Below are 22,613 nucleotides of genomic sequence, written 5' to 3' on the forward strand. Positions count from 1 at the left end.
CGCGTGACCGTCTCCGCACCACTGGCCGAACTGAGGGGCATCACCAAGCGGTTCGGCACCCTCACCGCCAACGACGCCATCGATCTCGCCGTGCAGCCGGGCGAAGTGCTCGCGCTGCTCGGCGAGAACGGGGCCGGCAAGTCGACCCTCACCCGCATCCTCTACGGCCTCAGCCAGGCCGACGAGGGCGACATCCTCGTGAACGGCGAGGTGGTGCGGATGAACGGACCGGCGGCCGCGATGGCGGCAGGTATCGGCATGGTCACCCAGGAGTTCTCGCTGATCGACACGATGACCGTGACCGAGAACCTGATGCTGGCGGGCTCCGGTCTCGGCCGGGTCAGCCGGCCGGCGGCCCGGGCGCGCGTGCTCGAGGCGGCCGGGCGCATCGGCGTGGCCATCCAGCCGGATGCGGTGGTCGGCGGGCTCTCCGTCGGCGAGCGCCAGCGGGTCGAGATCGTGAAGGCGCTCTTCCACGACTGCCGTCTGCTGATCCTCGACGAGCCGACCGCCGTGCTCACCCCGCAGGACGTCGAGGTGCTCTTCGCCACCGTGCGCCGGCTGACCGCCGAGGGGATGGGAGTCATCTTCATCTCGCACAAGCTGCACGAGGTCGTCGAGATCGCCGACCGGGTGAGCATCCTCCGCCGGGGCCGGATCGTCGCCGACGTGCCGGCCGCCGGGCTCGTGCCGGCGCGGATCGCCGAGCTGATGGTCGGCGGGTCGACGGCGGCGGTGCCGACGGCGCCTCTGGGCCTGACGCCGACCGAGCCCACCACTGCGCCCCTCGGGGTTCCGGATGCCCGCCCGAACGCTCCGGCATCCGCCGCCCCGGCGGCGCTCGGCATCACCGCCCTCTCCCTCGCGGGCCGGGGTCGGCCGCTCCTCGACGCGGTCACCCTGACCGTCGCCGAGGGCGAGATCGTCGGAGTCGCCGGCGTCTCGGGCAACGGCCAGACCGAGCTCGTCTCGGTGCTCTGCGGCATGACGGAGCCGTCCTCCGGCAGGGTGCACGTCGGCGGCACCGACATCACGGCCCTCGACGTGACCGCCCGCATCCGCGCCGGGCTCGGGCGCCTCACCGAGGACCGCCGGGGCAGCGTCGTGCTGAACCTGTCCGTCGAGCAGAACCTCGTGCTCGAGGACCTCGACCGATTCCGCGTCGGCCCGTTCACCTCGCGGCGCCGCGTGCGCGCCCACGTCGCCGCCCTGATCGAGCGCTTCGACATCCGAGCGTCGGCCGGCGACCCCATCCGCAGCCTGTCGGGCGGCAACATGCAGAAGGTGCTGCTCGCCCGCGCCATCGCCCGCGACCCGCGCGCGCTCGTGGCGTCGCAGCCGACGCGCGGCCTCGACGTGGGAGCCTGCGCCTACGTCTACGAGCAGCTGCGCGCGCTCCGGGCCGGCGGCGCCGGCGTGCTCGTCGTCTCGGAGGACCTCGACGAGCTGCTCGGCCTCTGCGACCGCATCGTCGTGATGGTCTCCGGCCGGATCGTGGGTGACGTGCCGGCGGCACGCACCACCCGCGCCGAGCTCGGACTGCTGATGACCGGATCGGCGGTGGAGGCCGCGTGAAGATCGTCCTGCGCGCGAGCGAGTCGCGCTGGCTCGCCCCCGCGGCCGTGCTGGCCGCCGTCGTGCTCACGCTGCTGCTGACGGCGGGGCCCATCCGCCTCGCCGGCGCGAACCCGATCGCGGCCTATCAGCGCTACCTCGTCACCCCCCTCACCACGCCGTCGGGCATCGGCGAGGTGCTGCTCTCGGCCACACCCCTCATCTTCACCGGGCTCGCCGTCGCCATCGCCTTCCGCGTCGGCTACTACAACATCGGCGCGGAGGGCCAGTTCCTGGCCGGCGCGATCGCGGCCACCGTCCCGGGGCTCGCCCTGCCGGGTCTCCCCCCGCTCGTCGCCCTGCCGCTCGCGCTCGGTGCAGGCGCTCTCGGCGGGCTCCTCTGGGCGCTCGTGCCGGCCCTGCTGAAACGGCACGCGAACATCGACGAGGTCGTGACGACGCTGCTGCTGAATCCGGTCGCGCTCCTGCTCGTGCAGGGACTCCTGAACGGGCCCTGGCGGAACTCGGAGACGGGCTTCCCCGACTCCGACCGCTACGGCGCCGGCTACACGCTGCCCACCCTGGTGGACGGGTCCCGGGTGCACTGGGGGCTGGTCGTCGCCCTGCTGCTCGTCGTCGCCGCCTTCGTCGTGATGTCGTTCACCCCGCTCGGGCTGCGCCTGCGGGCCGCGGGGCAGTCGCCGGCCGCGGCGCGCTTCTCGGGCATCCGGGTGTCGTCGCTGCAGTTCCGCTCGGCCCTCGTGTCGGGCGGGATCGCCGGCCTCGGCGGCGCCTCGCAGGTGCTCGGCGTGCAGCACCAGCTCACCGCCAGCATCTCGAACGGCTACGGCTACACCGGCGTCGTGGTCGCCACGCTCGGCGCACTGACCGCCGGCGGCGTGCTGCTGGTCGCGCTGCTGCTCGGCGACATCGCGGTGGGGGCTCAGAACGCGTCGATCACGCTGCAGCTGCCCACCCAGATGGGCGCGATCGTCAGCTCGACGCTGCTCCTCGCGGTCGTGGCCCTGCTGGCCGCACGCCGCTACCGCATCGCATTCACCAGGCGCACCGGCTCCCGAGGGGACGGCAGCTGATGGACTTCCCCGTGCTCGCCGTGCTCGCGGCGACCCTCACCATCGCCACCCCGCTCGTCTGGGCGGCACTCGGTGCCCTGATCAACGAGCGGGCGGGCATCCTGAACCTCGGCATCGAGGGCACGATGTACGCCGGCGCCTTCGTCGGCTTCCTCACGGCGGTTATGACGGGCAACCCGTACCTCGGCATCGGCACCGCGATCGTCGCCGGACTGGCGGCGGGCGCCCTGATGGGCCTGCTCACCGTGACCCTCGGGGTGAACCAGCACGTCGCCGGTCTCGGCACCACGCTGCTGCTCGTCGCCGCCTGCGACTTCACCAACCGCCTGCTGTTCTCGACCGGCACGCAGTCGGTGACCGAGAAGTTCGACCGCTGGTTCCCCGGGCTCGGGATGCTCGCGCAGTACCCGATGACGTTCGTGGCGTTCCTCGTGCTCGCGCCGGCGCTCTGGTGGGTGCTCCGCTCGACCGGGTTCGGCCTGCGCCTGCACGCCGTGGGCGAGAACCCCGAGGCGGCGGACGCGGCCGGCATCCCCGTGGCCCGTACCCGCTACGCCGCGCTGATGCTCGGCAGCGTGCTGATGGCGGTGGGCGGGTCGTTCCTGACGCTGTCGCTGCTCGGCAGCTTCACGCTCGACATCGTGTCGGGCCGAGGCTGGATCTGCATCGCCCTGGTGATCTTCGGCCGCTGGCGCGTCTGGCCGGTGGTCGCGGGCGCGCTGCTGTTCGGGTTCACGGATGCGCTGCAGCTGCAGCTCGCCATCACCCCGCTGTTCAGCGCCGTGCCCAACGAGCTGCTGATCGCGCTGCCGTACCTCGTCGTCATCGCGGCCCTCGCCGTGTGGGGACGACGGGTGCGGTACCCCGGCGCGTACCTGACGCCGTACCGGCGCGCGTAGACCTTCCGAGCCCCCGACCCACCCACGACCGATCTTCACAAGGAGCGAACGATGGCCCCCACCGACACCGAACTGCTGAGCCATGCGATCGCCGAGGCGCGCGCCGGGCGGGCGACCGGCGGCATCCCGATCGGCGCCGCGCTGATCGTCGACGGCGAGGTGCTCGCCACCGGCCACAACAAGCGGGTGCAGCTCGACTCGCCGATCCTGCACGGCGAGACCGACTGCCTGGCGGCCGCCGGACGGCTGCCCGCCTCGGTCTATGCCCGGGCCACGATGGTGACGACGCTCTCGCCGTGCGACATGTGCACGGGCGCGATCCTGCTGTACGGCATCCCGCGGGTGATCATCGGGGAGAACACCACGTTCTACGGCGGGGAGGACTACCTCCGCGAGCGGGGCGTCGAGGTGACCGTGCTCGACGACGCCGAGTGCATCGAGCTGATGCGCGAGTTCATCGCGGCCGAACCGGCCCTCTGGAACGAGGACATCGGCGAGGACGCCTGACCCCCCCCTCCTCCCAGGGAGGAGAGGGGATCAGAGGGTGCGCGCTAGGAGCGGGCGCCCGTGAGGTGCTCGAGCGCGAGCTGCTGCAGGCGCACGAAGCCGAAGCCCTTGCCGTTGAAGTACGCGTCGGCGTCGAACTCCTCGTAGGCCGAGGTGTCGGCCAGGAAGGCGTCGTACGACTCGCCCTCGCCGAGGGTCGGCACCGAGAGCTCGGGCACGCGGGCGGCGGTGAGCGCCTCCTGCACCTCGGGGTCGGCGCGGAAGGCCGCGGCGCGCTCCTTCAGGATGAGGTAGGTGCGCATGTTGGCCTTCGCCGACTCCCAGACGCCGGTCTCGTCCTCGGTGCGCGAGGGCTTGTAGTCGAAGTGGCGCGGGCCCTCGTAGGACGGGCCGCCGTTCGGGCCGCCGTTCTCGAGCAGGTCGACCAGGGCGAAGGCGTTGTGCAGGTCGCCGTGGCCGAACACGAGGTCCTGGTCGTACTTGATGCCGCGCTGCCCGTTGAGGTCGATGTGGTAGAGCTTGCCCTGGTAGAGGGCCTGGGCGATGCCGGCCGCGAAGTTCAGGCCCGCCATCTGCTCGTGGCCGACCTCGGGGTTGACGCCGACGAGCTCGGGGCGCTCGAGGGTCTCGATGAACGCCAGCGCGTGGCCGACGGTCGGCAGCAGGATGTCGCCGCGGGGCTCGTTCGGCTTCGGCTCGATGGCGAAGCGGATGTCGTAGCCCTTGTCGGTGACGTAGTCGCCGAGCAGGTTCACGGCCTCGCGGTAGCGCTCGAGGGCCGAGCGGATGTCCTTCGCGGCGTCGTACTCGGCGCCCTCGCGGCCGCCCCACATGACGAAGGTCTTCGCGCCGAGCTCGGCGGCCAGGTCGAGGTTCCGCAGCACCTTGCGGAGCGCGAAGCGGCGCACGGCGCGGTCGTTGGAGGTGAAGCCGCCGTCCTTGAAGACGGGGGCCGAGAACAGGTTGGTGGTGACCATCGGCACGATCACGCCGGTATCGGCGAGCACCTGCTTGAGGCGGTCGATCTGGGTCTGGCGCTCCGCATCCGTCGAGCCGAAGGCGAACAGGTCGTCGTCGTGGAAGGTGAGGCCGTAGGCGCCGAGCTCGGAGAGCTTCTCGACGGCGTGCACCACGTCGAGGGGAGCGCGGGTGGGGCCGCCGAAGGGGTCGGCGCCGTTGTAGCCGACGGTCCACAGACCGAAGGAGAACTTGTCGTCGCGGGTGGGGGTGTAGGACATGGCGGAGCTCCAGTTCAACGTCTTTGGTGAGTCGCTCCGGCGAGGAGCGCGCGCAAAAGTTATCGGTCCCAACATATTCGGACGTCGGTCGGTCTGTCAAAGATCACGATTCGGAAACAGGATGATCGCGCTCCATCAAAGCTTTGCGTTGCGCTCGACAGGGGTATATGTTTCGTGAGTCAACAAAGATGCACCAAGAGTTGACGCCTTACAAGGGAGTAATGGCTACATGCCTTCCCCTTCACATCACGAAAGGGACTGACACCACCATGTCAATGACGAAGAAAATGATGGCGCTCGCTGTCGTCGGCGGTCTCGCCGCCAGCCTCGCCGCCTGCAGCTCGGGCGGATCGACCGATGCCGGCAGCACCGACGGCGCCCAGGTCGCCGACTGCAACGTCGGCATCTCGATGCCCACGCGCAGCCTCGAGCGCTGGATCAACGACGGCGAAGGCCTGCAGAAGAAGCTCGAGGACGCCGGCTGCACCGTCGACCTGCAGTACGCGGACAACAAGACCGAGCAGCAGATCTCGCAGATCCAGAACCAGGTCGCCGGCGGATCGAAGATCCTCGTGGTCGCCGCCATCGACGGCGAGACCCTCGGCCCGGTGCTCGCCGACGCCAAGAAGCAGGACATCACGGTCATCGCCTACGACCGCCTGATCAACGGCACCCCCGACGTCGACTACTACGCGACCTTCGACAACTACAAGGTGGGCCAGCTCCAGGGCCAGTACATCGAGGAGCAGCTGGGCCTGAAGGACGGCAAGGGTCCGTTCAACCTCGAGCCCTTCGCCGGAAGCCCCGACGACAACAACGCCGGCTTCTTCTTCCACGGCGCGTGGGACGTGCTGCAGCCGTACGTCGAGAGCGGCAAGCTGGTCATCCCCTCCGGCAAGAACCCCGAGGGTGAGGACGGCTGGAAGGCCATCGGCATCCTCGGCTGGGGCTCGGACGACGCCCAGGCCGAGATGGACAACCGCCTCTCCTCCTTCTACACGGGCGGCGAGAAGGTCAACGTGGTGCTCTCCCCGAACGACAGCCTGGCCCTCGGCATCGAGGCCTCGCTGAAGTCGGCCGGTTACAGCGCCGGCGCCGACTACCCGGTGATCACCGGTCAGGACGCCGACAAGGCGAACGTCGAGGCCATCCTCAACGACCTGCAGTCGATGACCGTCTGGAAGGACACCCGTGCCCTGGGTGACCGCGTCTTCGACATGGTCCAGTCCATCGCGGCCGGCGAAGAGGTCGAGGTCAACGACACCGAGACGTACGACAACGGCGAGAAGGTCGTCCCGGCCTACCTGCTCGACCCCGAGGTGGTCGTGAAGGACGACGTGCAGACCAAGCTCGTCGACTCCGGCTTCCTGAAGGCCTCGGACATCGGTCTCTGACCTGCGCTGAAGCGCTGACACCATCGGCGGCGGCCTCCCTGAGGCCGCCGCCGATCATCCTGTTCAACCCCCTTTGCTTGAAGAGAGCGACGCGACCCATGAGCAACGCGATTCTGTGGATGCGCGACATCACCAAGGACTTCAACGGTGTGAAGGCGCTCGACGGCGTCTCGATCGTCGTGGAGCGCGGTGAGGTGCACGCCATCTGCGGTGAGAACGGCGCCGGCAAGTCGACCCTGATGAAGGTCCTGTCCGGCGTGTACCCGCACGGCAGCTACGGCGGATCCATCGAGTTCGAAGGCCACCCGACCGCCTACAAGACAATCAACGACAGCGAGCACGACGGCATCGTTATCATCCACCAGGAGCTCGCCCTGAGCCCCTACCTGTCGATCGCCGAGAACATCTTCCTCGGCAACGAGAACGCCAGCCGCGGCATCATCGACTGGAACAAGACCAACCGCGAAGCGGCCGTGCTGCTCGCCCGGGTCGGCCTGAACGAGAACCCGGCCACCCCGGTGCTCGAGCTCGGCGTCGGCAAGCAGCAGCTGGTCGAGATCGCCAAGGCGCTGTCCAAGCGCGTGAAGCTGCTGATCCTCGACGAGCCGACCGCCGCGCTGAACGACGACGACTCCGAGCACCTGCTGACGCTGATCAACCACCTGCGCGAGCAGGGCATCACCTGCATCATCATCAGCCACAAGCTGAAGGAGATCCGCAAGATCGCCGACACCGTCACGATCATCCGCGACGGCAAGACGATCGAGTCCTTCTCGATGAAGGAGGCGGATGCGACCGAGTCGCGGATCATCCGCTCGATGGTCGGCCGCCCTCTCGACAACCAGTTCCCGCCCCGCACGCCGAACATCGGCGAGGAGTACTTCCGGGTCGAGAACTGGACGGCGTACCACCCGGTCGACACCGAGCGGAAGGTCGTCGACGACGCCTCCTTCACGGTGAAGGCGGGCGAGATCGTCGGCTTCGCCGGCCTGATGGGCGCCGGCCGCACCGAGCTCGCGATGAGCATCTTCGGCCGCTCCTACGGCACGAACATCTCGGGCAAGGTCTTCAAGGCGGGCAAGGAGATCCAGACCCGCACGGTGAGCGAGGCCATCCAGAACGGCCTGGCCTACGCCACGGAGGACCGCAAGAAGTTCGGTCTCAACCTGATCGGCGACATCTCCGAGAACATCTCGGCCGCCGCGCTGAACAAGCTCGCCAAGGGCGGGGTGGTCGACCGCAACCAGGAGAACAAGGTGGCCGACGGCTACCGCGCCTCGATGAACATCAAGGCGCCCTCGGTGTCCTCCATCGTGGGCAAGCTCTCGGGCGGCAACCAGCAGAAGGTCGTGCTGTCGAAGTGGATGTTCACCGGGCCCGACGTGCTCATCCTCGACGAGCCCACCCGCGGCATCGACGTGGGCGCGAAGTACGAGATCTACGGCATCATCAACCAGCTCGCGTCCGAGGGCAAGGCGGTCATCGTCATCTCCTCGGAGCTTCCCGAGCTGATCGGTCTCTCCGACCGCATCTACACCATCTCCGAAGGCCGGATCACCGGCGAGGTCGTCCGTGAGGACGCGACGCAGGAAACACTCATGCACTACATGACCGCGGGAAGGGACTGACCCCGATGACGAACACAGCCACCGAAGCACCGACCGAGCCCTCGGGCCCGGCCCCGGTGAAGTCGCCCCGCCGCATGCGGGTCGACCTCCGTCAGTACGGCATCCTCGCCGCGCTGGCGATCATCATCCTGCTGTTCGAGGTGCTCACCAACGGGCGCCTGCTGATGCCCGGCAACATCAACAACCTGATCCAGCAGAACTCCTACGTGCTGATCCTCGCGATCGGCATGGTGATCGTCATCATCGCCGGCCACATCGACCTCTCGGTCGGCTCGGTCGTCGCGCTGGTGGGAGCGGTCGCGGCCCTCGCGATGAACAGCTGGGGCCTGCCGTGGTGGGCCGCCGTGCTGCTCGCCCTCGTCGTCGGCGCCGTGATCGGCGCCTGGCAGGGCTTCTGGGTCGCCTTCGTCGGCATCCCGGCGTTCATCGTGACCCTCGCGGGCATGCTGATCTTCCGCGGCCTGACCCTCGTGCTGCTCACCGGCGGCACGATCTCCGGCCTGCCGGACGAGTTCACCGCGATCGGCGCCGGCTGGCTGCCGCCGTTCCTCGGTGAGGCTCTCGACGGCCGCGACACGCTCACCCTCGTGCTCGGCGTGCTGGCCTCCGCGGCCTTCGTCGTGCAGCAGGTGCGCACCCGTGCCACGCTCCGCAAGCTGGAGCTGCCGCGCGAGCCCGCCGTGTCGGCCATCATCAAGAGCGCCATCCTGGTCATCGCCGTGATGGCGCTGGCCTGGCAGCTGAGCGCCTACTCGGGCACCCCGATCATCCTGATCATCCTCGCCGTGCTCATCCTGCTGTACACCTTCGTGCTCAACCGCACGGTGTTCGGCCGGCACGTCTACGCGATGGGCGGCAACCTGTTCGCCGCGCAGATGAGCGGTGTGAAGACCCAGTGGGTGAACTTCTTCATCTTCGTGAACATGGGCGTGCTCGCCGCCCTCGCCGGTGTGGTCGCCACCGCCCGCGCGGGGTCGGCCGTCGCGAGCGCCGGCCAGAGCTACGAGCTCGACGCCATCGCCGCCGTGTTCATCGGTGGAGCGGCCGTGCAGGGCGGTGTCGGAACCGTCGTCGGCGCCGTGATCGGTGGTCTCGTGATGGGCGTGCTGAACATGGGCCTGTCGATCCTCTCGGTCGACGCCGCCTGGCAGCAGGCCATCAAGGGCATGGTGCTGCTGCTCGCCGTGGCGTTCGACATCATCAACAAGCGGCGGTCCGGCCGCTGACACGCGCGCCGGTCACCCGGCGTTAAGCTTCGGGGGCGGTCGTCGCGTGCGGCCGCCCCCTTCGCATCCCGTCCCGCGGCCGTCTGCCGCCCGTCCCCCGCTCATCCGCCGCCGTCCGAGGAGGTCGCCGTGTCCGTCCTCGGTACCCCTCGCCCGGTGAGCGCCGGCGTCGGCAACAGCAACGACCAGACCCGTCGGCACAACCTGTCGACCATCCTGACCACCCTGCACCACGGCGGTGCGCAGACCCGGGCCGACCTGACGCGGCGCCTGGGCCTCAACCGCTCCACCATCGCCGCCCTCGTCGGCGAGCTCGTCGACCTCGGTCTCGCGCACGAGACCGCCAGCACCGAGCACGGCGGCGTCGGCAGGCCGAGCCCCACCGTGACGCCCTCCGAGCAGGTCGCGGCCATCGCGATCAACCCCGACACCGACGCCATCATCATCGGCCTGGTGGGGCTCGGCGGCGTCGTGCACAAGCGCATCCGCTACGAGACCGCGGGCGTGCCGACGGTGCGCGAGACGGTCAACATCGTCAAGGCCGTGATCGACGGGATGCGCAGCGAGCTCGACACCTCCTTCCGCATCGCAGGCGTCGGCATCGCCGTGCCCGGCCTGGTGCGCGCCGGCACCGGCGTGGTCACCCTGGCACCGCACCTCGACTGGCACGACGAGCCGCTCGCCGAGCTGGTGACCGAGGCGCTGGGCTACCCCGCCACGGTCGCCAACGACGCGAAGGCGGGCATCATCGCCGAGAGCGTCTACGGTGCCGGGCGCGGCATCGACGACCTGGTCTACGTCAACGGCAGTGCCAGCGGCATCGGCGGCGGCGTGCTCGTCGGCGGGGTGCCGTTGCGCGGAGCCCAGGGCTACGCGGCCGAGCTCGGCCACATCAGCGTGGCGGGCGGCGGCATCGACTGCCACTGCGGTCGCGTCGGCTGCCTCGAGACCGAGGTGCACCTCGCGGGGCTGCTCGCCGCCATGGGCCGCGACCACCTCGACGCCGACGAGTTCGACCAGCTGCTGCTGACCAGCTCCGACCCGGCCGTCGAGGCCGAGATCACCCGGCAGCTCGACGTGCTGACGCTCGCGCTGGCCGACTTCGTGAGCGTGTTCAACCCCTCGCGCATCCTGCTGGGGGGCTTCCTCGGGTCGCTGTTCGCCGCGCATCCGGAGCGCATCGTCGAGGGCGTGCGCGCCGCCTCGTTCGCCCAGCTCGCCGACGAGCTCACCATCGAGCGCGCCCAGCTGCGCTCGCGCCTGCTCGTCGTGGGCGCGGCCGAGATCGCCTTCGAGCAGCTGCTCGCCGACCCCGCGGGCATGTGGACGTGAGCGCCGGGTGGTCGCGGTGATCGGGGCCGAGCGCCGCGAGCTGCTGCTGGCCCGGCTCGAGGAGCACGGCATCATCCGGCTGGAGGAGTCGGCCTCGGCGCTCGGCGTGTCGACCATGACGGTGCGCCGCGACCTCGAGGCGCTCGAGCACGAGGGCATCGTGAGCCGGGTGCGCGGGGGCGCCGTCGCGACCGTGAAGGCCCGCTCGTTCACCGAGCGGCAGGGCACGGGCGACGCCGCCAAGACCACGATCGCGCAGAAGGCACTCGACCTCGTCCCCGCCACCGGGTCGATCGCGGTCGACGCCTCCTCCACCTCGGGCCACCTGCTCGCGCAGCTGCGCCCGGCCACCGATCTCGTGGTGGCCACCAACTCGGCGCACAACCACGCCCGGGCCCGGGCCGTGCGGGGCGTGCGCGCCGTGCTGCTCGGCGGTGAGCTGGAGCCCCGCACCGAGAGCTTCGTCGGCCCGATCGCCTGCGCGGCGGCCGGCATGCTCACCTACGACCGCTTCTTCACCAGCGCGAGCGCCGTCGACGCCGAGCACGGCACCACCGAGACGATCATCGAGGAGGCGCAGGTCAAGCGGGAGCTCGTGCGCGCCGCCCGCGAGACCGTGCTGCTGCTCGACTCGTCCAAGCTCTCGCGGCGGGCGATGGCCGTCGCCATCCCGTGGGCGAACATCTCCCTGCTCGTCACCGAGCTCGATGCGGCGGATGCGCGGCTCGACCCCTTCCGCGACCTCGTCGAGGTGCGCTGAGCCGACCGCCGCTTCGACCGTTCCCGGCGCGCGCCCGTTGACCCCCGCGCGCCCCGGTGTTATGTTTTGTGAAGTTCACACGCCATGACATCCGATGGAGCATCCATGACCTCGCAGGCCGCCGCCGATCTGATCGCGCGCTCGAACCGACTCGGTTCCGACCCGAAGAACACCAACTACGCCGGCGGCAACACCTCCGCCAAGGGCCTCGAGGTCGACCCCGTCACGGGCGAGGATGTCGAACTGATGTGGGTCAAGGGCTCGGGCGGCGATCTCGGCACCCTGACCGAGTCGGGCCTCGCCGTGCTCCGCGTCGACCGCCTGCGCGCGCTCGTCAACGTCTACCCCGGCGTCGACCGTGAGGACGAGATGGTCGCCGCCTTCGACTACACGCTGCACGGCAAGGGCGGCGCGGCCCCCTCGATCGACACGGCGATGCACGGCCTGGTCGACGCCGCGCACGTCGACCACCTGCACCCCGACTCCGGCATCGCGATCGCCACGGCGGCCGACGGCGAGGAGCTCACCCGCACGATCTTCGGCGACAAGGTGGTCTGGGTGCCGTGGCGCCGCCCCGGCTTCCAGCTCGGCCTCGACATCGCCGCCATCAAGGCCGAGAATCCCGAGGCGATCGGCTGCATCCTCGGCGGCCACGGCATCACCGCCTGGGGCGACACCAGCGAGGAGAGCGAGCGCAACTCGCTCTGGATCATCGACACCGCCGCCGAGTACATCGCGGCGAACGGCAGGCCCGAGCCCTTCGGCCCCGCCCTCGACGGCTACGGCGCCCTCGAGCCCGCCGAGCGTCGCGCCAAGGCCGCCGCCCTCGCCCCGACCATCCGCGGTCTCGCCTCGACCGACAAGGCGCAGGTCGGCTCCTTCACCGACGCCGACGTCGTGCTCGACTTCCTGGCGAGCGCCGAGCACCCGCGCCTCGCCGCGCTCGGCACGAGCTGCCCCGACCACTTCCTGCGCACCAAGGTGAAGCCCCTCGTGCTCGACCTGCCGGCCGACGCGAGCGTCGAGGACTCGATCGCCCGCCTCAAGGAGCTGCACGCCGCCTACCGCGAGGACTACGCCGCCTACTACGACCGCAACGCCGTCGAAGGCTCCCCCGCCATGCGCGGCGCCGACCCCGCGATCGTGCTCGTGCCGGGCGTCGGCATGTTCAGCTACGGCGCCAACAAGCAGACCGCCCGCGTCGCCGGCGAGTTCTACATCAACGCGATCAACGTCATGCGCGGCGCCGAGGCGCTCAGCACCTACGCCCCCATCGACGAGGCCGAGAAGTTCCGCATCGAGTACTGGGCGCTCGAGGAGGCCAAGCTCCAGCGCCTGCCGAAGCCGAAGTCGCACGCCACCCGCGTGGCCCTCGTGACCGGTGCCGCATCCGGGATCGGCAAGGCCATCGCCACCCGTCTCGCCGCCGAGGGCGCCTGCGTCGTGATCGCCGACCTCGATCTGGCCAAGGCCGAAGCGGCGGCCGCCGAGCTCGGCGGCACCGACGTCGCGATCGGCGTGCAGGCGAACGTCACCAGCGAGGCCGAGATCCGGGCCGGCATCGAGGCGGCGCTGCTGCAGTTCGGCGGGCTCGACCTCGTCGTGAACAACGCCGGCCTGTCGATCTCGAAGCCGCTGCTCGAGACCACCGAGAAGGACTGGGACCTGCAGCACGACGTGATGGCCAAGGGCTCCTTCCTCGTCTCGAAGGCGGCCGCGAAGGTGCTGATCGAGCAGGAGATGGGCGGCGACATCATCTACATCTCGTCGAAGAACTCCGTCTTCGCCGGCCCGAACAACATCGCCTACTCCGCGACGAAGGCCGACCAGGCCCACCAGGTGCGGCTGCTCGCGGCCGAGCTCGGCGAGTACGGCGTGAAGGTCAACGGCATCAACCCCGACGGCGTCGTGCGCGGCTCCGGCATCTTCGCCGGCGGCTGGGGCGCCAAGCGCGCCGCAGTCTACGGCGTGCCCGAGGAGGAGCTCGGCGCCTACTACGCCCAGCGCACGCTGCTGAAGCGCGAGGTGCTCCCCGAGAACGTGGCCAACGCGGTCGCGGTGCTCACGGGCAGCGACCTCACGCACACCACGGGCCTGCACATCCCGGTCGACGCGGGCGTCGCCGCGGCCTTCCTCCGTTAGGCTCCGGGCATGACGGCAGCGGTGGCCGCGGTCGACCTCGGGGCGACCAGCGGGCGGGTGATGCTCGGCTACGTCGGGCACGACGAGCTGCGGCTCGTGCCCGTCGCGCGCCTCCCGAACACCCCCGTGCGGGTGATCGACGGCCTGCACTGGAACATCCTCGAGCTCTACCGCAGCGTCACCGCCGGCCTCGCGTCGGCGGTGCGCGAAGAGCCCGACATCCGCAGCATCGCGGTCGACTCCTGGGCGGTCGACTACGCGCTGCTGCGCGGTGAGCGGATGCTCGGCACCCCCTACCACTACCGCGACGACCGCACGGCCGAAGGTGTCGAGAACACCCATGCCCTCGTCTCCCCCGCAGAGCTGTACACCGCGAACGGCCTGCAGTTCCTCGCCTTCAACACGCTGTACCAGCTGGCCGCCGACCGCGCATCCGGAACCCTCGATCTCGCCGACGGGATGCTGCTCGTGCCCGACCTGGTGAACTTCTGGCTCACCGGGCAGCGGCGGGCCGAGGTCACGAACGCGTCGACGACCGGGCTGCTGAACGTGCACTCGGGAGCATGGGACGGGCAGCTCGTCGAGCGCCTCGGGCTGCCGGCGGGCATCCTGCCGCCGCTCGTGTCACCCGGCTCCACCGTCGGCACGCTGCTGCCCGCGGTGGCCGCCGAGCTGGGCGCCCCGGCGTCGCTCCCGGTGAGCGCGGTCGGTTCGCACGACACCGCGTCGGCGGTGGTCGCCGTGCCGTCGACGGCCGAGGACATCGCGTACATCTCCAGCGGCACGTGGTCGCTCGTGGGGGTGGAGCTCGAGCATCCGGTGGTCTCGGAGGAGGGGCGCCTCGCCGGGTTCACCAACGAGGGCGGGGTGGACGGGCGCATCCGCTACCTGCAGAACGTCTCGGGGCTCTGGCTGCTGTCGGAGTCGGTGCGCACCTGGGAGCGCGACGGCGCGCAGATCGACCTGCCGACGCTGATCGCCGAGGCGGCAGCCGTGACGACGTCGGTGCCCGTGTTCGACGCCGGCGACGCCGTGTTCGTGGCGCCGGGCGACATGCCCGCACGGATCGCCGACTGGTTCGGCTCACGGGGGATGCCCGCACCGCAGTCCCGAGCGGAGGTCGTGCGCAGCATCCTGGAGAGCCTCGCCGCCGCCTACGCGCAGTCGATCGAGGCGGCCACCGCCCTGTCGGGGCGCACGGTCTCGGCCATCCACGTGGTGGGCGGCGGGTCGCAAAACACCCTGCTCTGCCAGCTGACCGCCGACCGCACCGGGCGGCCGGTGCTCGCCGGGCCGGTCGAGGCGACCGCGATCGGCAACGTGCTCGTGCAGGCGCGCGCCCAGGGCCTCGTCGCCGGGGACTCCTCGCTCGAGGCGCTGCGGTCCCTGGTGGCACGCACCTTCCGCCCGGTGCGCTACGAGCCCGCTCGGGGGCGGCACTCAGGCTAGAGGTCGTCCGGCCGTGACAGAATCGTGACCACAGCCGGGCGACCCGTTCGCCGATCCGATCGGCTGAGGCGACAGAAGGTGCGTGCCCGACGACCATGCGACGTGAACTGAACATCATCAGTTACAACCTCCGCAAGCACCACGCGAGCGGAGAGCTGATCGACCTCTCGAAGCTCTACGACGTCGACATCCTCTGCCTGCAGGAGTGCGACACCGAGGACATGCCCCCGGTGATCGAGCATCTCGTGCTGGCCGATTCGACCAAGACGAACCGGCTCGGGCTCGCGATCTACTTCCGCGCCGACCGCTTCGAGCTGCGCGCCACCCGCGTCTTCGCGCTGCGCAAGTCGATGCACGACCGCGTGATGGCGCCGGCGCACGAGCGGCTGCTCGCCGCGAAGCTCTACGACCACTCGCTCGGCAAGGAGATCCTCGTGGGCTCGTTCCACGCGGCGCCCCTCACCGCCACCAACTCGCTGCGGCGCAAGCAGATCGCGGCCGCCCACGGCGCGCTGCGCGTGATGGGGCCGGGTCTGCCGACCGTCATGGTGGGCGACTACAACTACCCGTGGTTCCGCAGCAACCTCAGCGAGCGCATGGAGGAGTCGGGCTACCTGCTCTCCTTCAGCGACAAGCCGACCTACGCGCGGTACAAGTACTTCAAGGGGCACTTCGACTTCGTGACCTCGGCGCACACCCGCATCGACTCGATCGACACGCTGCCCCAGGGCGAGTCCGACCACCTCCCGATCCTGCTCGTGGCGGGCGTCGAGGACTAGCCGCTCGGCCCTTCCGATCGCTCAGCGGCGGCGACGGGCCGCTTCCGCGCGCACGGCCTCGGGCACGAGCTGCAGCAGCTGGTCCTGCCTGAGGGGCAGGTCGAGCAGGCTCAGCTTCACCCGCCCGCGGCTCGCGTGCCGCTCGGCGTCGAAGCGGATGACCGTGGCCGCGTCGGCCCGCAGCCGCACCTGAACCAGATCACCCGCCGACACCTCGGCCGCCACCCTCCCGTCGATCTCCACCGCGGCTCCGCGGGTGCCGTCGCCCAGCTCGAACTCCATCGGCTCCCGCGCGCTCAGCACCACGGCGCGGTCGATGCCGGTCATCGGAGCCACCGGGCTGATCACCGCCGCCACGAGCGACGGCGACATCACGGGCCCGCCGGCCGCGTAGTTGTAGGCGGTGGAGCCGGCACTGGTCGCGACCACCACGGCGTCGCCTCGGTAGTACCCGTAGGGGCGGCCGTCGACACGGAGGTCGGCCGTCACGACGCCGGACCCGGGCATCCGGGCCACCGCCACGTCGTTGAAGGCGAGCGACTCGGCGCGCACCGACCCGTCGGCACCCCGCACCACGACCTCGAGCGCGTGATGGCCCTCGAGCTGGAAGTCGTCGGCCGCCAGCCGGTCGAGCGCCTCGGGCAGCTCGACCGGCTCGACCTCGACGAGGAAGCCGAGGTTGCCGTAGTTCACGCCGAGCACCGGGATGGCAGGCTCCCGCCCCGCGACCAGCCGCATCGCGCCGAGCATCGTGCCGTCGCCGCCCAGGGCGACCACCGCCTCGGCGCGATCGAGGAACGCCGCCTCGGTCACGAGCTCGATGCCGTCGCCGACCCGGCCGGCGTCGCTCTCGAGCGCGATCAGGGTGGCCGGATGCGCGGCATCCCACTCCCGCAGCAGGCCGATCGAGCGCGTGACGTCCTTGCTCGGGTGCGGGATGAGACCGATCGTCGCGAGGGGCATGCGGCGAGGGTAGCGGATGCGCGTGGGCGACGCTCCGGCCGTCGGTTCTCCCGAGGCTACCGGGGTCGTGGCCGCGGCCGGCCGGGCCCGTCAGCCGGGGTCATCAGCGGTGGTCGTGGCCGCGGCCGGCCGGGCCCCAGACGACGATGCCGACGATCGGCACGAACAGCCAGAAGACCCACGACCAGGCGAAGCCGCCCGGGATGAGGAAGCCGCAGGCCAGGAACAGGCCGAGCGCGATCAGCGGCGTGACGCTCACGGCGACGACGCCGGCCGCGCCGCCGAGGGGAGCGGGACCGGTGCTGCGGCCGGAGTAGTCGTAGCCGGCGCCGTAACCCGGGCCGCCGTAGCCGGGTGCGCCGTAGCCCGGGCCGCCGTAGCCGGGCGCCTGGGCGAAGGCGGGGTTCGCCGGCGGGCCGGCGGGCGCGGAATCGACACCGGGAGCGGAAGCGGGGGGTGCCGCCGGGGCGGCCGGGTCGGCGAGAGGGCCGGCGTCGGTGTCGGGGAGGTCAGTGAAGAGCGGGGCGAGGTCGCCGCGCACGACCGCCCGGCCCGCGGCGGCGGTGCGCTCGGCGAGTTCGTCGGCGGTCAGGCGGCCCTCCGCCTCGGCGCGGGCGAGGGCGGCGATCGCGGCGTCGCGGTCGGCGTGGCTCAGGCGGAGGTGGGAGGTGCGGGTGTCGTCATAGCTCATGCAGCCACCCTGCCCGACGCCGCACCCTGAGCGGTAGCCCCGAACCAGGGGAGGGCCGCGGGCGTAGCGTGGAAGGACTGCTCCCCCTCGAAAGGACACCATGACCTCGCTCGACTTCGGCCCCCTCGTGCTCGGCGGCAACACCTTCGGCTGGACGTCGAGTCGCGAGGAGTCCTTCGCCGTGCTCGACGCCTTCGTCGATGCCGGCGGGCGCTCCGTCGACACCGCCGACGTCTACTCGGCCTGGGTACCGGGCAACTCGGGCGGCGAGTCCGAAACGGTGATCGGCGAGTGGTTCGCGAGTCGCGGCCGGCGCGACGACGTCGTCGTCGCCACCAAGGTCTTCTCGCTCGCCGAGCGCCCGGGCCTCTCGGCCGCCAACGTGCGCGCCGCCGTCGAGGACTCCCTGCGCCGCCTGCAGACCGACCGCATCGACCTCTACTACGCCCACCGCGACGACGAGTCCGTCGAGCAGGAGGAGTACGTCGCCGTGTTCGACGAGCTCGTGCAGGCCGGCAAGATCGTCGAGGCAGGCGCCTCCAACTTCTCGGCCGAGCGGCTCCGCTCGGCCGTGTCGATCGCGAACGAGGCCGGGCTCGCCGCCTTCACGGTCGCGCAGGACCAGTACAACCTCGTCGACCGCTCCTTCGAGACGGCGCTGCAGGCCACCCTGAAGGACCTCGGCATCGTCGAGCTGCCCTACTCGGGCCTCGCGAGCGGGTTCCTCACCGGAAAGTACCGGCCGGGCCAGGTCGTCGACTCGGCGCGGGCCGGCGGAGCATCCGCGTATCTCGACGACCCCCGCAACGTCGAGCTGCTCGCCACCCTCGACGCCATCGCGGCCGAGCGCTCCGTGCCGGTCGCGGCCGTGGCGCTCGCCTGGCTGCGCCAGCAGCCGACGGTCGCGGCGCCGATCGCGAGCGCCCGCACGGTCGAGCAGCTGCCGGCCCTCGTGCAGTCGTTCGCCCTCGAGCTCGACGACGAGGAGCTCGCACGCCTGGCCTGACGGTCGCGGCCGGCGGGCGCCTTCACCGGCGGTTAACCTCGGCGGGCTACGGTCACCGGGTGAACGACACGAGCTGGACGCGGGAGGCGCTGATCGCGCGCACCGACGTCGCCTTCGCCCTCGACCATGTGCGCCGACCGGTGACGCCCGAGCGGGCGCGGCTGCGGCTGGAGTACTTCCGCGTCGTCTCGGCGGTGACGAGCGGCAGCATGACCTCGCAGGCCGCGACGGTACGATTCGAGCAGATGCTCACCGAGATCTGAGCGGATGCCGCGAGGCGGCCGGTCTGGCGCCGCCGCGCGGGCGGGCCCGCTGCGGGCGCACTCTGGTGCCGTCGGGCGGGCGGGCCATAGGATGCGGGTCAGCCCGCAGCGCCGACGCCGCGAGGCCGTGCCGCGCACCCGTCCCTCCGGGAGATCGCCCATGAGAACGTCGCTCCGCTCGCTCGCCCTCGGCACGGCCCTCGCGCTCGGCCTGTCCCTCGCGGCGACCACGGCCGCCGGCCCGGCAGCGGCGACTTCCGCCCTGCCGGACGGATCGCTCTCCGTCACCGTCGAGGGCCTCGTGCGGGTGGTGCCGAAGGAGGCGCCGCCGTTCGTCACCGACGACCCCGCGGCGGTCCCGCCGTCGGCGCCGACGGGATTCGACTACGCGATCCTCACCGACGGCGGCGTCGCGGTGCCGCTGCCCGACGCTCCCACCGGCACGAGCACCGGCGACCGGGCGCAGGTCGAGCTGGCGCTGCCCGACGCCCTCGCCGAGCAGCTCTCGGCGAGGGCGCACGACGAGCTCGACTCCGCCGGCACCGCGCCCTCCCCCGAGCTGCTCGGCGAGGTGGCGGCGGCCACCCGCGACGGCGCTCCGGCCCCGGCGATCGCCGAGTGGACAGCGCTGGCAGCCGAGGCCCAGCCCCAGGCACAGGAGCAGGCGGCGGCCTCCCCCAAGGCGCACGTGCTGAACGTCGCCGTCGTCACCCAGCCCGGCGAGAGCTCGTCCGGGGTCTTCCCCGACTCCGTCGTGAACCGCATCGTGAGCAACCTCGGCGCCTTCTGGGTGCAGCAGTCGGGCGGACAGGTCGCCTCGCTCAGCGCCACCGGCGGCTACAAGCGCATCACCCAGAACGGCTGCGACAGCTCCGCGGCATGGTCGACGGCCGCCTCGGCGTTCGGCTCCTCCGAGCAGTCGTACTGGGACGGGAGCCGGTCGACGCCGACCCACCTCGTCGTGATCGCCAGCAAGGCCTGCGGTGCGGGCACGGGCTATGGCACGATCGGCAACGGGGTCGGCGAGGGGGGCGAGATCTGGGCGGTGGTCGACCCGGGCGTGGACGAGAACCAGGTCATGGCGCACGAGTTCGGCCACAACATCTCGCTCGGCCACTCGAACGACGTCGAGTGTCCCGGCTCCCCGGGGGTGCTCGAGACGTCCCCGCCCTGCTACGACGCGTCGTACGGCGACTACTACGACGTGATGTCCGGCGGCTTCCGCCTGGTCGACGGATCGGGAGCCGCCCTCGCGACGACCGAGGCCCTGGCCGCCCTCAACGTCACCCACCGCGTTCACCTCGGAGTGCTCGCCCCAGGAAAGGGGCTGCAGACGGTGACCCTGCCGAGTGGCCAGTCGACGGCGACCGTCACCGCGACCCTCGCCGCCGCGTCGGCGACCTCCGGCACCCGGGGCGTCGTCGTCACCGACCCCAGGACGGGCGGCCGCTACTACCTCGAGTACCGCTCGGGCACGGGCACCTCGGTCGCGAACGGACGTGACGCCCAGGCCTTCTACAGCACCGTCGGGGCGTACTACCCCGACTACGGCACCGGCGTGCGCGTGCTCCGGCTGCGGCTCGATCCGTACGAGGACTTCGACGGCACGCAGCGCTTCAGCGAGTCGTCGGCCGCGCTCCTCGACACGGCGGCGAGCGATTCCGAACGGCATCGCTTCCTCGCGTCCGGCGACAGTCTGACGACCGACCTCGGCGGGTTCACGGTGTCGGTGAAGTCGCTCACATCCTCGTCGGCGACGGTCTCGATCAGCCTCGGCGCGGTCGACGTGTCGGGCGTCACCACCCGCGACCGCCTCTCGGGCGCCGACCGCTACGGCACCGCCATCGCGCTGTCGAAGGCGGCCTTCCCCTCGGGCGCACCCGTCGTCTACCTGGCCACCGGCACCACGTACCCGGATGCCCTCGCCGCCGGCCCCGCCGCGGCGAAGCAGGGCGGCCCCCTGCTGCTCACCACCCCGACGGCACTGCCCGCCGCCGTGCGCACCGAGCTCCAGCGGCTCGATCCAGCGAAGATCGTCATCGTCGGAGGCCTGAACAGCGTCTCGGCCGCGGTCGCCGACGCGGCGAAGACCATCGCTCCCGTGACCCGCCTGGCCGGCGCCGACCGCTACGCCACGGGCCGGGCCATCGTCGCCAGCGCCTTCCCCTCCGCGCCGTCGGTGTTCCTGGCCACGGGCGCGAACTTCCCCGACGCCCTCTCGGCCGGGGCTGCGGGCGCCGGGTCGGCCATGCCGGTGGTGCTCGTGAACGGGCCGGCCGGCCTCGACGGCGCCACCGCGTCGCTCCTGACGAAGCTCGGCACGACCGACGCCGCGATCGTCGGCGGCCTGCTCACCGTCTCCTCCGAGACCGAGGGCCAGCTCTACCAGGTGCCGACGATGCAGCGCGTCACCCGCCTGGCCGGTGGCGACCGCTACGCCACGAGCTCGGCGATCAACGCGGCCTACTTCACCCCGCCGACGACGCGGGTGCTGCTGGCGAGCGGCTCCGGGTTCGCGGATGCCCTGGCCGGCGGCCCCGTCGCCGCCCGGTTCGGCGCCCCGCTGTACGTCGTGCCGCCCTCGTGCGTGCCGAACGACGTCCTGGCCGCCCTCGACGGCTTCGACACCGAGCACGTCACCCTCGTCGGAGGCACCGTCTCGCTCAGCGCGGAGGTGCAGGCCCTGAAGCGCTGCTGACCCGGATCGGTGCTGACCTGAAACGCTGCTGACCCGGATCGGTGCGATCGGCCGCCGGTGCCGCGCGGTCCGCTCCCGGGTGATTCCGCGCCGGTTCCCAGGCCCGGGGTCGAGACTTCGGGCTGTGCGGGTGCAGCGGGGTCGGGGTGGCCGACGGGCGAGCGGCCGGCCGCGCATCCGTCGCCTCGCCCTCGCCGGGGCGCTCACCTCGGCCCTGCTGCTGGCCGGATGCTCGGCCCCCGCCGCAGGCACGGCCGAGTTCGGGGCATCCGGCCCCGCCCCCGCCGCCCCCTGGGCCATCGACACGGGCACCGGCGCTCCGCCGCGCGGGCAGCGGCAGGAGGTCGTGACCATCGGCGACTCGATCATGTCGGGCAACGGGCTCGACGCCGAGCAGGCGTGGCCGGCCGTGCTCGCCCGGGCGAACGGCTGGCAGGTCACGAACCTGGCCGAGGACGGCGCGGGCTTCGTGCAGCCGGGCGACGACGACCACACCTTCGCGGAGCAGGTGGCGCAGGCGATCGCCGACGCCCACGACGACCCGGAGGCGCCCGCCCTGATCGTCGTGTCCGCCAGCAGCAACGACCTCGGCCGGGACCCCGAGAAGGTCGAGCACGCCGCGACGAAGGCGTTCACGGCGCTGCACCGGGCCTTCCCCGGCTCGGCGCTGGTCGGCCTCGGTGCGATCTGGGGCGACCAGGAGCCGCCGCCCGAGCTCGGCGAGATCAACGACGCGGTGCACTCGGCGGCCGAGGCGGAGGGCGCGAGCTGGGTCGACGTCGGCGAGCCGCTCTCCGGCCGGTTCGACCTGATGCAGTTCGACGACACGCATCCGACGGCCGCGGGACAGCGGGTGCTCGCGACGGCGGTCGACGAGCGGCTGCGGGCGCTCCTCGGCTCGGCGGGTTCGGCAGGCAGCGCGGGCTGACGGCGCGGGTCGGTACGCAGCTACACGGCGCCGGCTGACAGGTCCGGCGCTTTCTGGTACCG

The 22,613-nt window shown here is 71.6% G+C and carries 19 protein-coding genes; 16 read left to right on the forward strand and 3 right to left on the reverse strand.

Going from position 1 to position 22,613, the window contains the following annotated elements; translation table 11 throughout:
- Window positions 1-3 precede the first annotated feature (3 nt).
- From HQQ85_RS07765 to HQQ85_RS07780, 4 genes are read left to right on the forward strand one after another with little or no spacing between them, the layout of a single operon-like run.
- Window positions 4-1,575, forward strand: coding sequence for an ABC transporter ATP-binding protein (locus tag HQQ85_RS07765; protein WP_173181970.1), 1,572 nt, complete (start codon window positions 4-6; stop codon window positions 1,573-1,575).
- A complete protein-coding gene (locus tag HQQ85_RS07770; protein ID WP_173181971.1) occupies window positions 1,572-2,648 on the forward strand; it encodes an ABC transporter permease in 1,077 nt (358 codons plus the stop codon). Before HQQ85_RS07765 ends, HQQ85_RS07770 begins: the two co-directional genes overlap by 4 nt.
- Window positions 2,648-3,547, forward strand: coding sequence for an ABC transporter permease (locus tag HQQ85_RS07775; RefSeq protein WP_173181972.1), 900 nt, complete (start codon window positions 2,648-2,650; stop codon window positions 3,545-3,547). The genes HQQ85_RS07770 and HQQ85_RS07775 overlap by 1 nt, the downstream gene beginning before the upstream one ends.
- Before the next feature lie 51 nt (window positions 3,548-3,598).
- A complete protein-coding gene (locus HQQ85_RS07780; protein ID WP_173181973.1) occupies window positions 3,599-4,054 on the forward strand; it encodes a nucleoside deaminase in 456 nt (151 codons plus the stop codon).
- A gap of 44 nt (window positions 4,055-4,098) precedes the next feature.
- On the opposite strand, the gene xylA is transcribed toward HQQ85_RS07780, so the two are convergent.
- Window positions 4,099-5,292 (reverse strand): xylose isomerase, encoded by a 1,194-nt coding sequence (xylA, locus tag HQQ85_RS07785; protein WP_173181974.1) that lies wholly within the window; start codon window positions 5,290-5,292, stop codon window positions 4,099-4,101.
- Between the two features lie 269 nt (window positions 5,293-5,561).
- On the opposite strand from xylA, the gene chvE reads away from it, so the two are divergent.
- From chvE to HQQ85_RS07825, 8 genes are all read left to right on the forward strand, one after another.
- Window positions 5,562-6,686, forward strand: coding sequence for a multiple monosaccharide ABC transporter substrate-binding protein (gene chvE, locus HQQ85_RS07790; RefSeq protein ID WP_173181975.1), 1,125 nt, complete (start codon window positions 5,562-5,564; stop codon window positions 6,684-6,686).
- Window positions 6,687-6,784: 98 nt separating this feature from the next.
- On the forward strand, window positions 6,785-8,314 hold the full coding sequence (gene mmsA, locus HQQ85_RS07795; RefSeq protein WP_173181976.1) for a multiple monosaccharide ABC transporter ATP-binding protein: 1,530 nt from the start codon (window positions 6,785-6,787) through the stop codon (window positions 8,312-8,314).
- Window positions 8,315-8,319: 5 nt separating this feature from the next.
- Window positions 8,320-9,540 (forward strand): multiple monosaccharide ABC transporter permease, encoded by a 1,221-nt coding sequence (mmsB, locus tag HQQ85_RS07800; protein WP_173181977.1) that lies wholly within the window; start codon window positions 8,320-8,322, stop codon window positions 9,538-9,540.
- Window positions 9,541-9,669: 129 nt separating this feature from the next.
- A complete protein-coding gene (locus tag HQQ85_RS07805; RefSeq protein ID WP_371741811.1) occupies window positions 9,670-10,872 on the forward strand; it encodes an ROK family protein in 1,203 nt (400 codons plus the stop codon).
- 7 nt (window positions 10,873-10,879) lie between these two features.
- Entirely contained in the window at window positions 10,880-11,632 is a 753-nt protein-coding gene (locus HQQ85_RS07810) for a DeoR/GlpR family DNA-binding transcription regulator (RefSeq protein WP_173181978.1), read from the forward strand.
- 105 nt (window positions 11,633-11,737) lie between these two features.
- The gene (locus HQQ85_RS07815; RefSeq protein ID WP_173181979.1) at window positions 11,738-13,774 is read left to right on the forward strand and encodes a bifunctional aldolase/short-chain dehydrogenase; all 2,037 of its coding nucleotides are present in this window, start codon (window positions 11,738-11,740) and stop codon (window positions 13,772-13,774) included.
- A gap of 9 nt (window positions 13,775-13,783) precedes the next feature.
- Entirely contained in the window at window positions 13,784-15,223 is a 1,440-nt protein-coding gene (locus tag HQQ85_RS07820; RefSeq protein ID WP_173181980.1) for a rhamnulokinase family protein, read from the forward strand.
- Between the two features lie 95 nt (window positions 15,224-15,318).
- Window positions 15,319-16,002, forward strand: coding sequence for an endonuclease/exonuclease/phosphatase family protein (locus HQQ85_RS07825; protein ID WP_254069293.1), 684 nt, complete (start codon window positions 15,319-15,321; stop codon window positions 16,000-16,002).
- A gap of 21 nt (window positions 16,003-16,023) precedes the next feature.
- Here HQQ85_RS07825 and HQQ85_RS07830 read toward each other — a convergent pair whose 3' ends face one another.
- Window positions 16,024-16,965 (reverse strand): NAD(+)/NADH kinase, encoded by a 942-nt coding sequence (locus tag HQQ85_RS07830; RefSeq protein WP_173181981.1) that lies wholly within the window; start codon window positions 16,963-16,965, stop codon window positions 16,024-16,026.
- 103 nt (window positions 16,966-17,068) lie between these two features.
- Window positions 17,069-17,656 carry a DUF1707 domain-containing protein gene (locus HQQ85_RS20735; protein WP_216851585.1) on the reverse strand — a complete coding sequence of 196 codons (588 nt, stop codon included), beginning with the start codon at window positions 17,654-17,656 and terminating at the stop codon, window positions 17,069-17,071.
- 100 nt (window positions 17,657-17,756) lie between these two features.
- Here HQQ85_RS20735 and HQQ85_RS07840 point away from each other — a divergent pair, with 100 nt between their 5' ends.
- The 4 genes from HQQ85_RS07840 to HQQ85_RS07855 all read left to right on the forward strand — a co-directional run bounded on the left by HQQ85_RS07840 (window position 17,757) and on the right by HQQ85_RS07855 (window position 22,551).
- The gene (locus HQQ85_RS07840) at window positions 17,757-18,662 is read left to right on the forward strand and encodes an aldo/keto reductase (RefSeq protein WP_173181982.1); all 906 of its coding nucleotides are present in this window, start codon (window positions 17,757-17,759) and stop codon (window positions 18,660-18,662) included.
- 59 nt (window positions 18,663-18,721) lie between these two features.
- The gene (locus HQQ85_RS07845) at window positions 18,722-18,925 is read left to right on the forward strand and encodes a hypothetical protein (protein ID WP_173181983.1); all 204 of its coding nucleotides are present in this window, start codon (window positions 18,722-18,724) and stop codon (window positions 18,923-18,925) included.
- Between the two features lie 160 nt (window positions 18,926-19,085).
- Entirely contained in the window at window positions 19,086-21,623 is a 2,538-nt protein-coding gene (locus tag HQQ85_RS07850) for a cell wall-binding repeat-containing protein (RefSeq protein ID WP_173181984.1), read from the forward strand.
- Window positions 21,624-21,747: 124 nt separating this feature from the next.
- Window positions 21,748-22,551 carry an SGNH/GDSL hydrolase family protein gene (locus HQQ85_RS07855; RefSeq protein WP_173181985.1) on the forward strand — a complete coding sequence of 268 codons (804 nt, stop codon included), beginning with the start codon at window positions 21,748-21,750 and terminating at the stop codon, window positions 22,549-22,551.
- Window positions 22,552-22,613 lie beyond the last annotated feature (62 nt).

It is taken from the genome of Herbiconiux sp. VKM Ac-2851, from assembly GCF_013205105.1.
Taxonomy (GTDB): Bacteria; Actinomycetota; Actinomycetes; order Actinomycetales; family Microbacteriaceae; genus Herbiconiux; species Herbiconiux flava.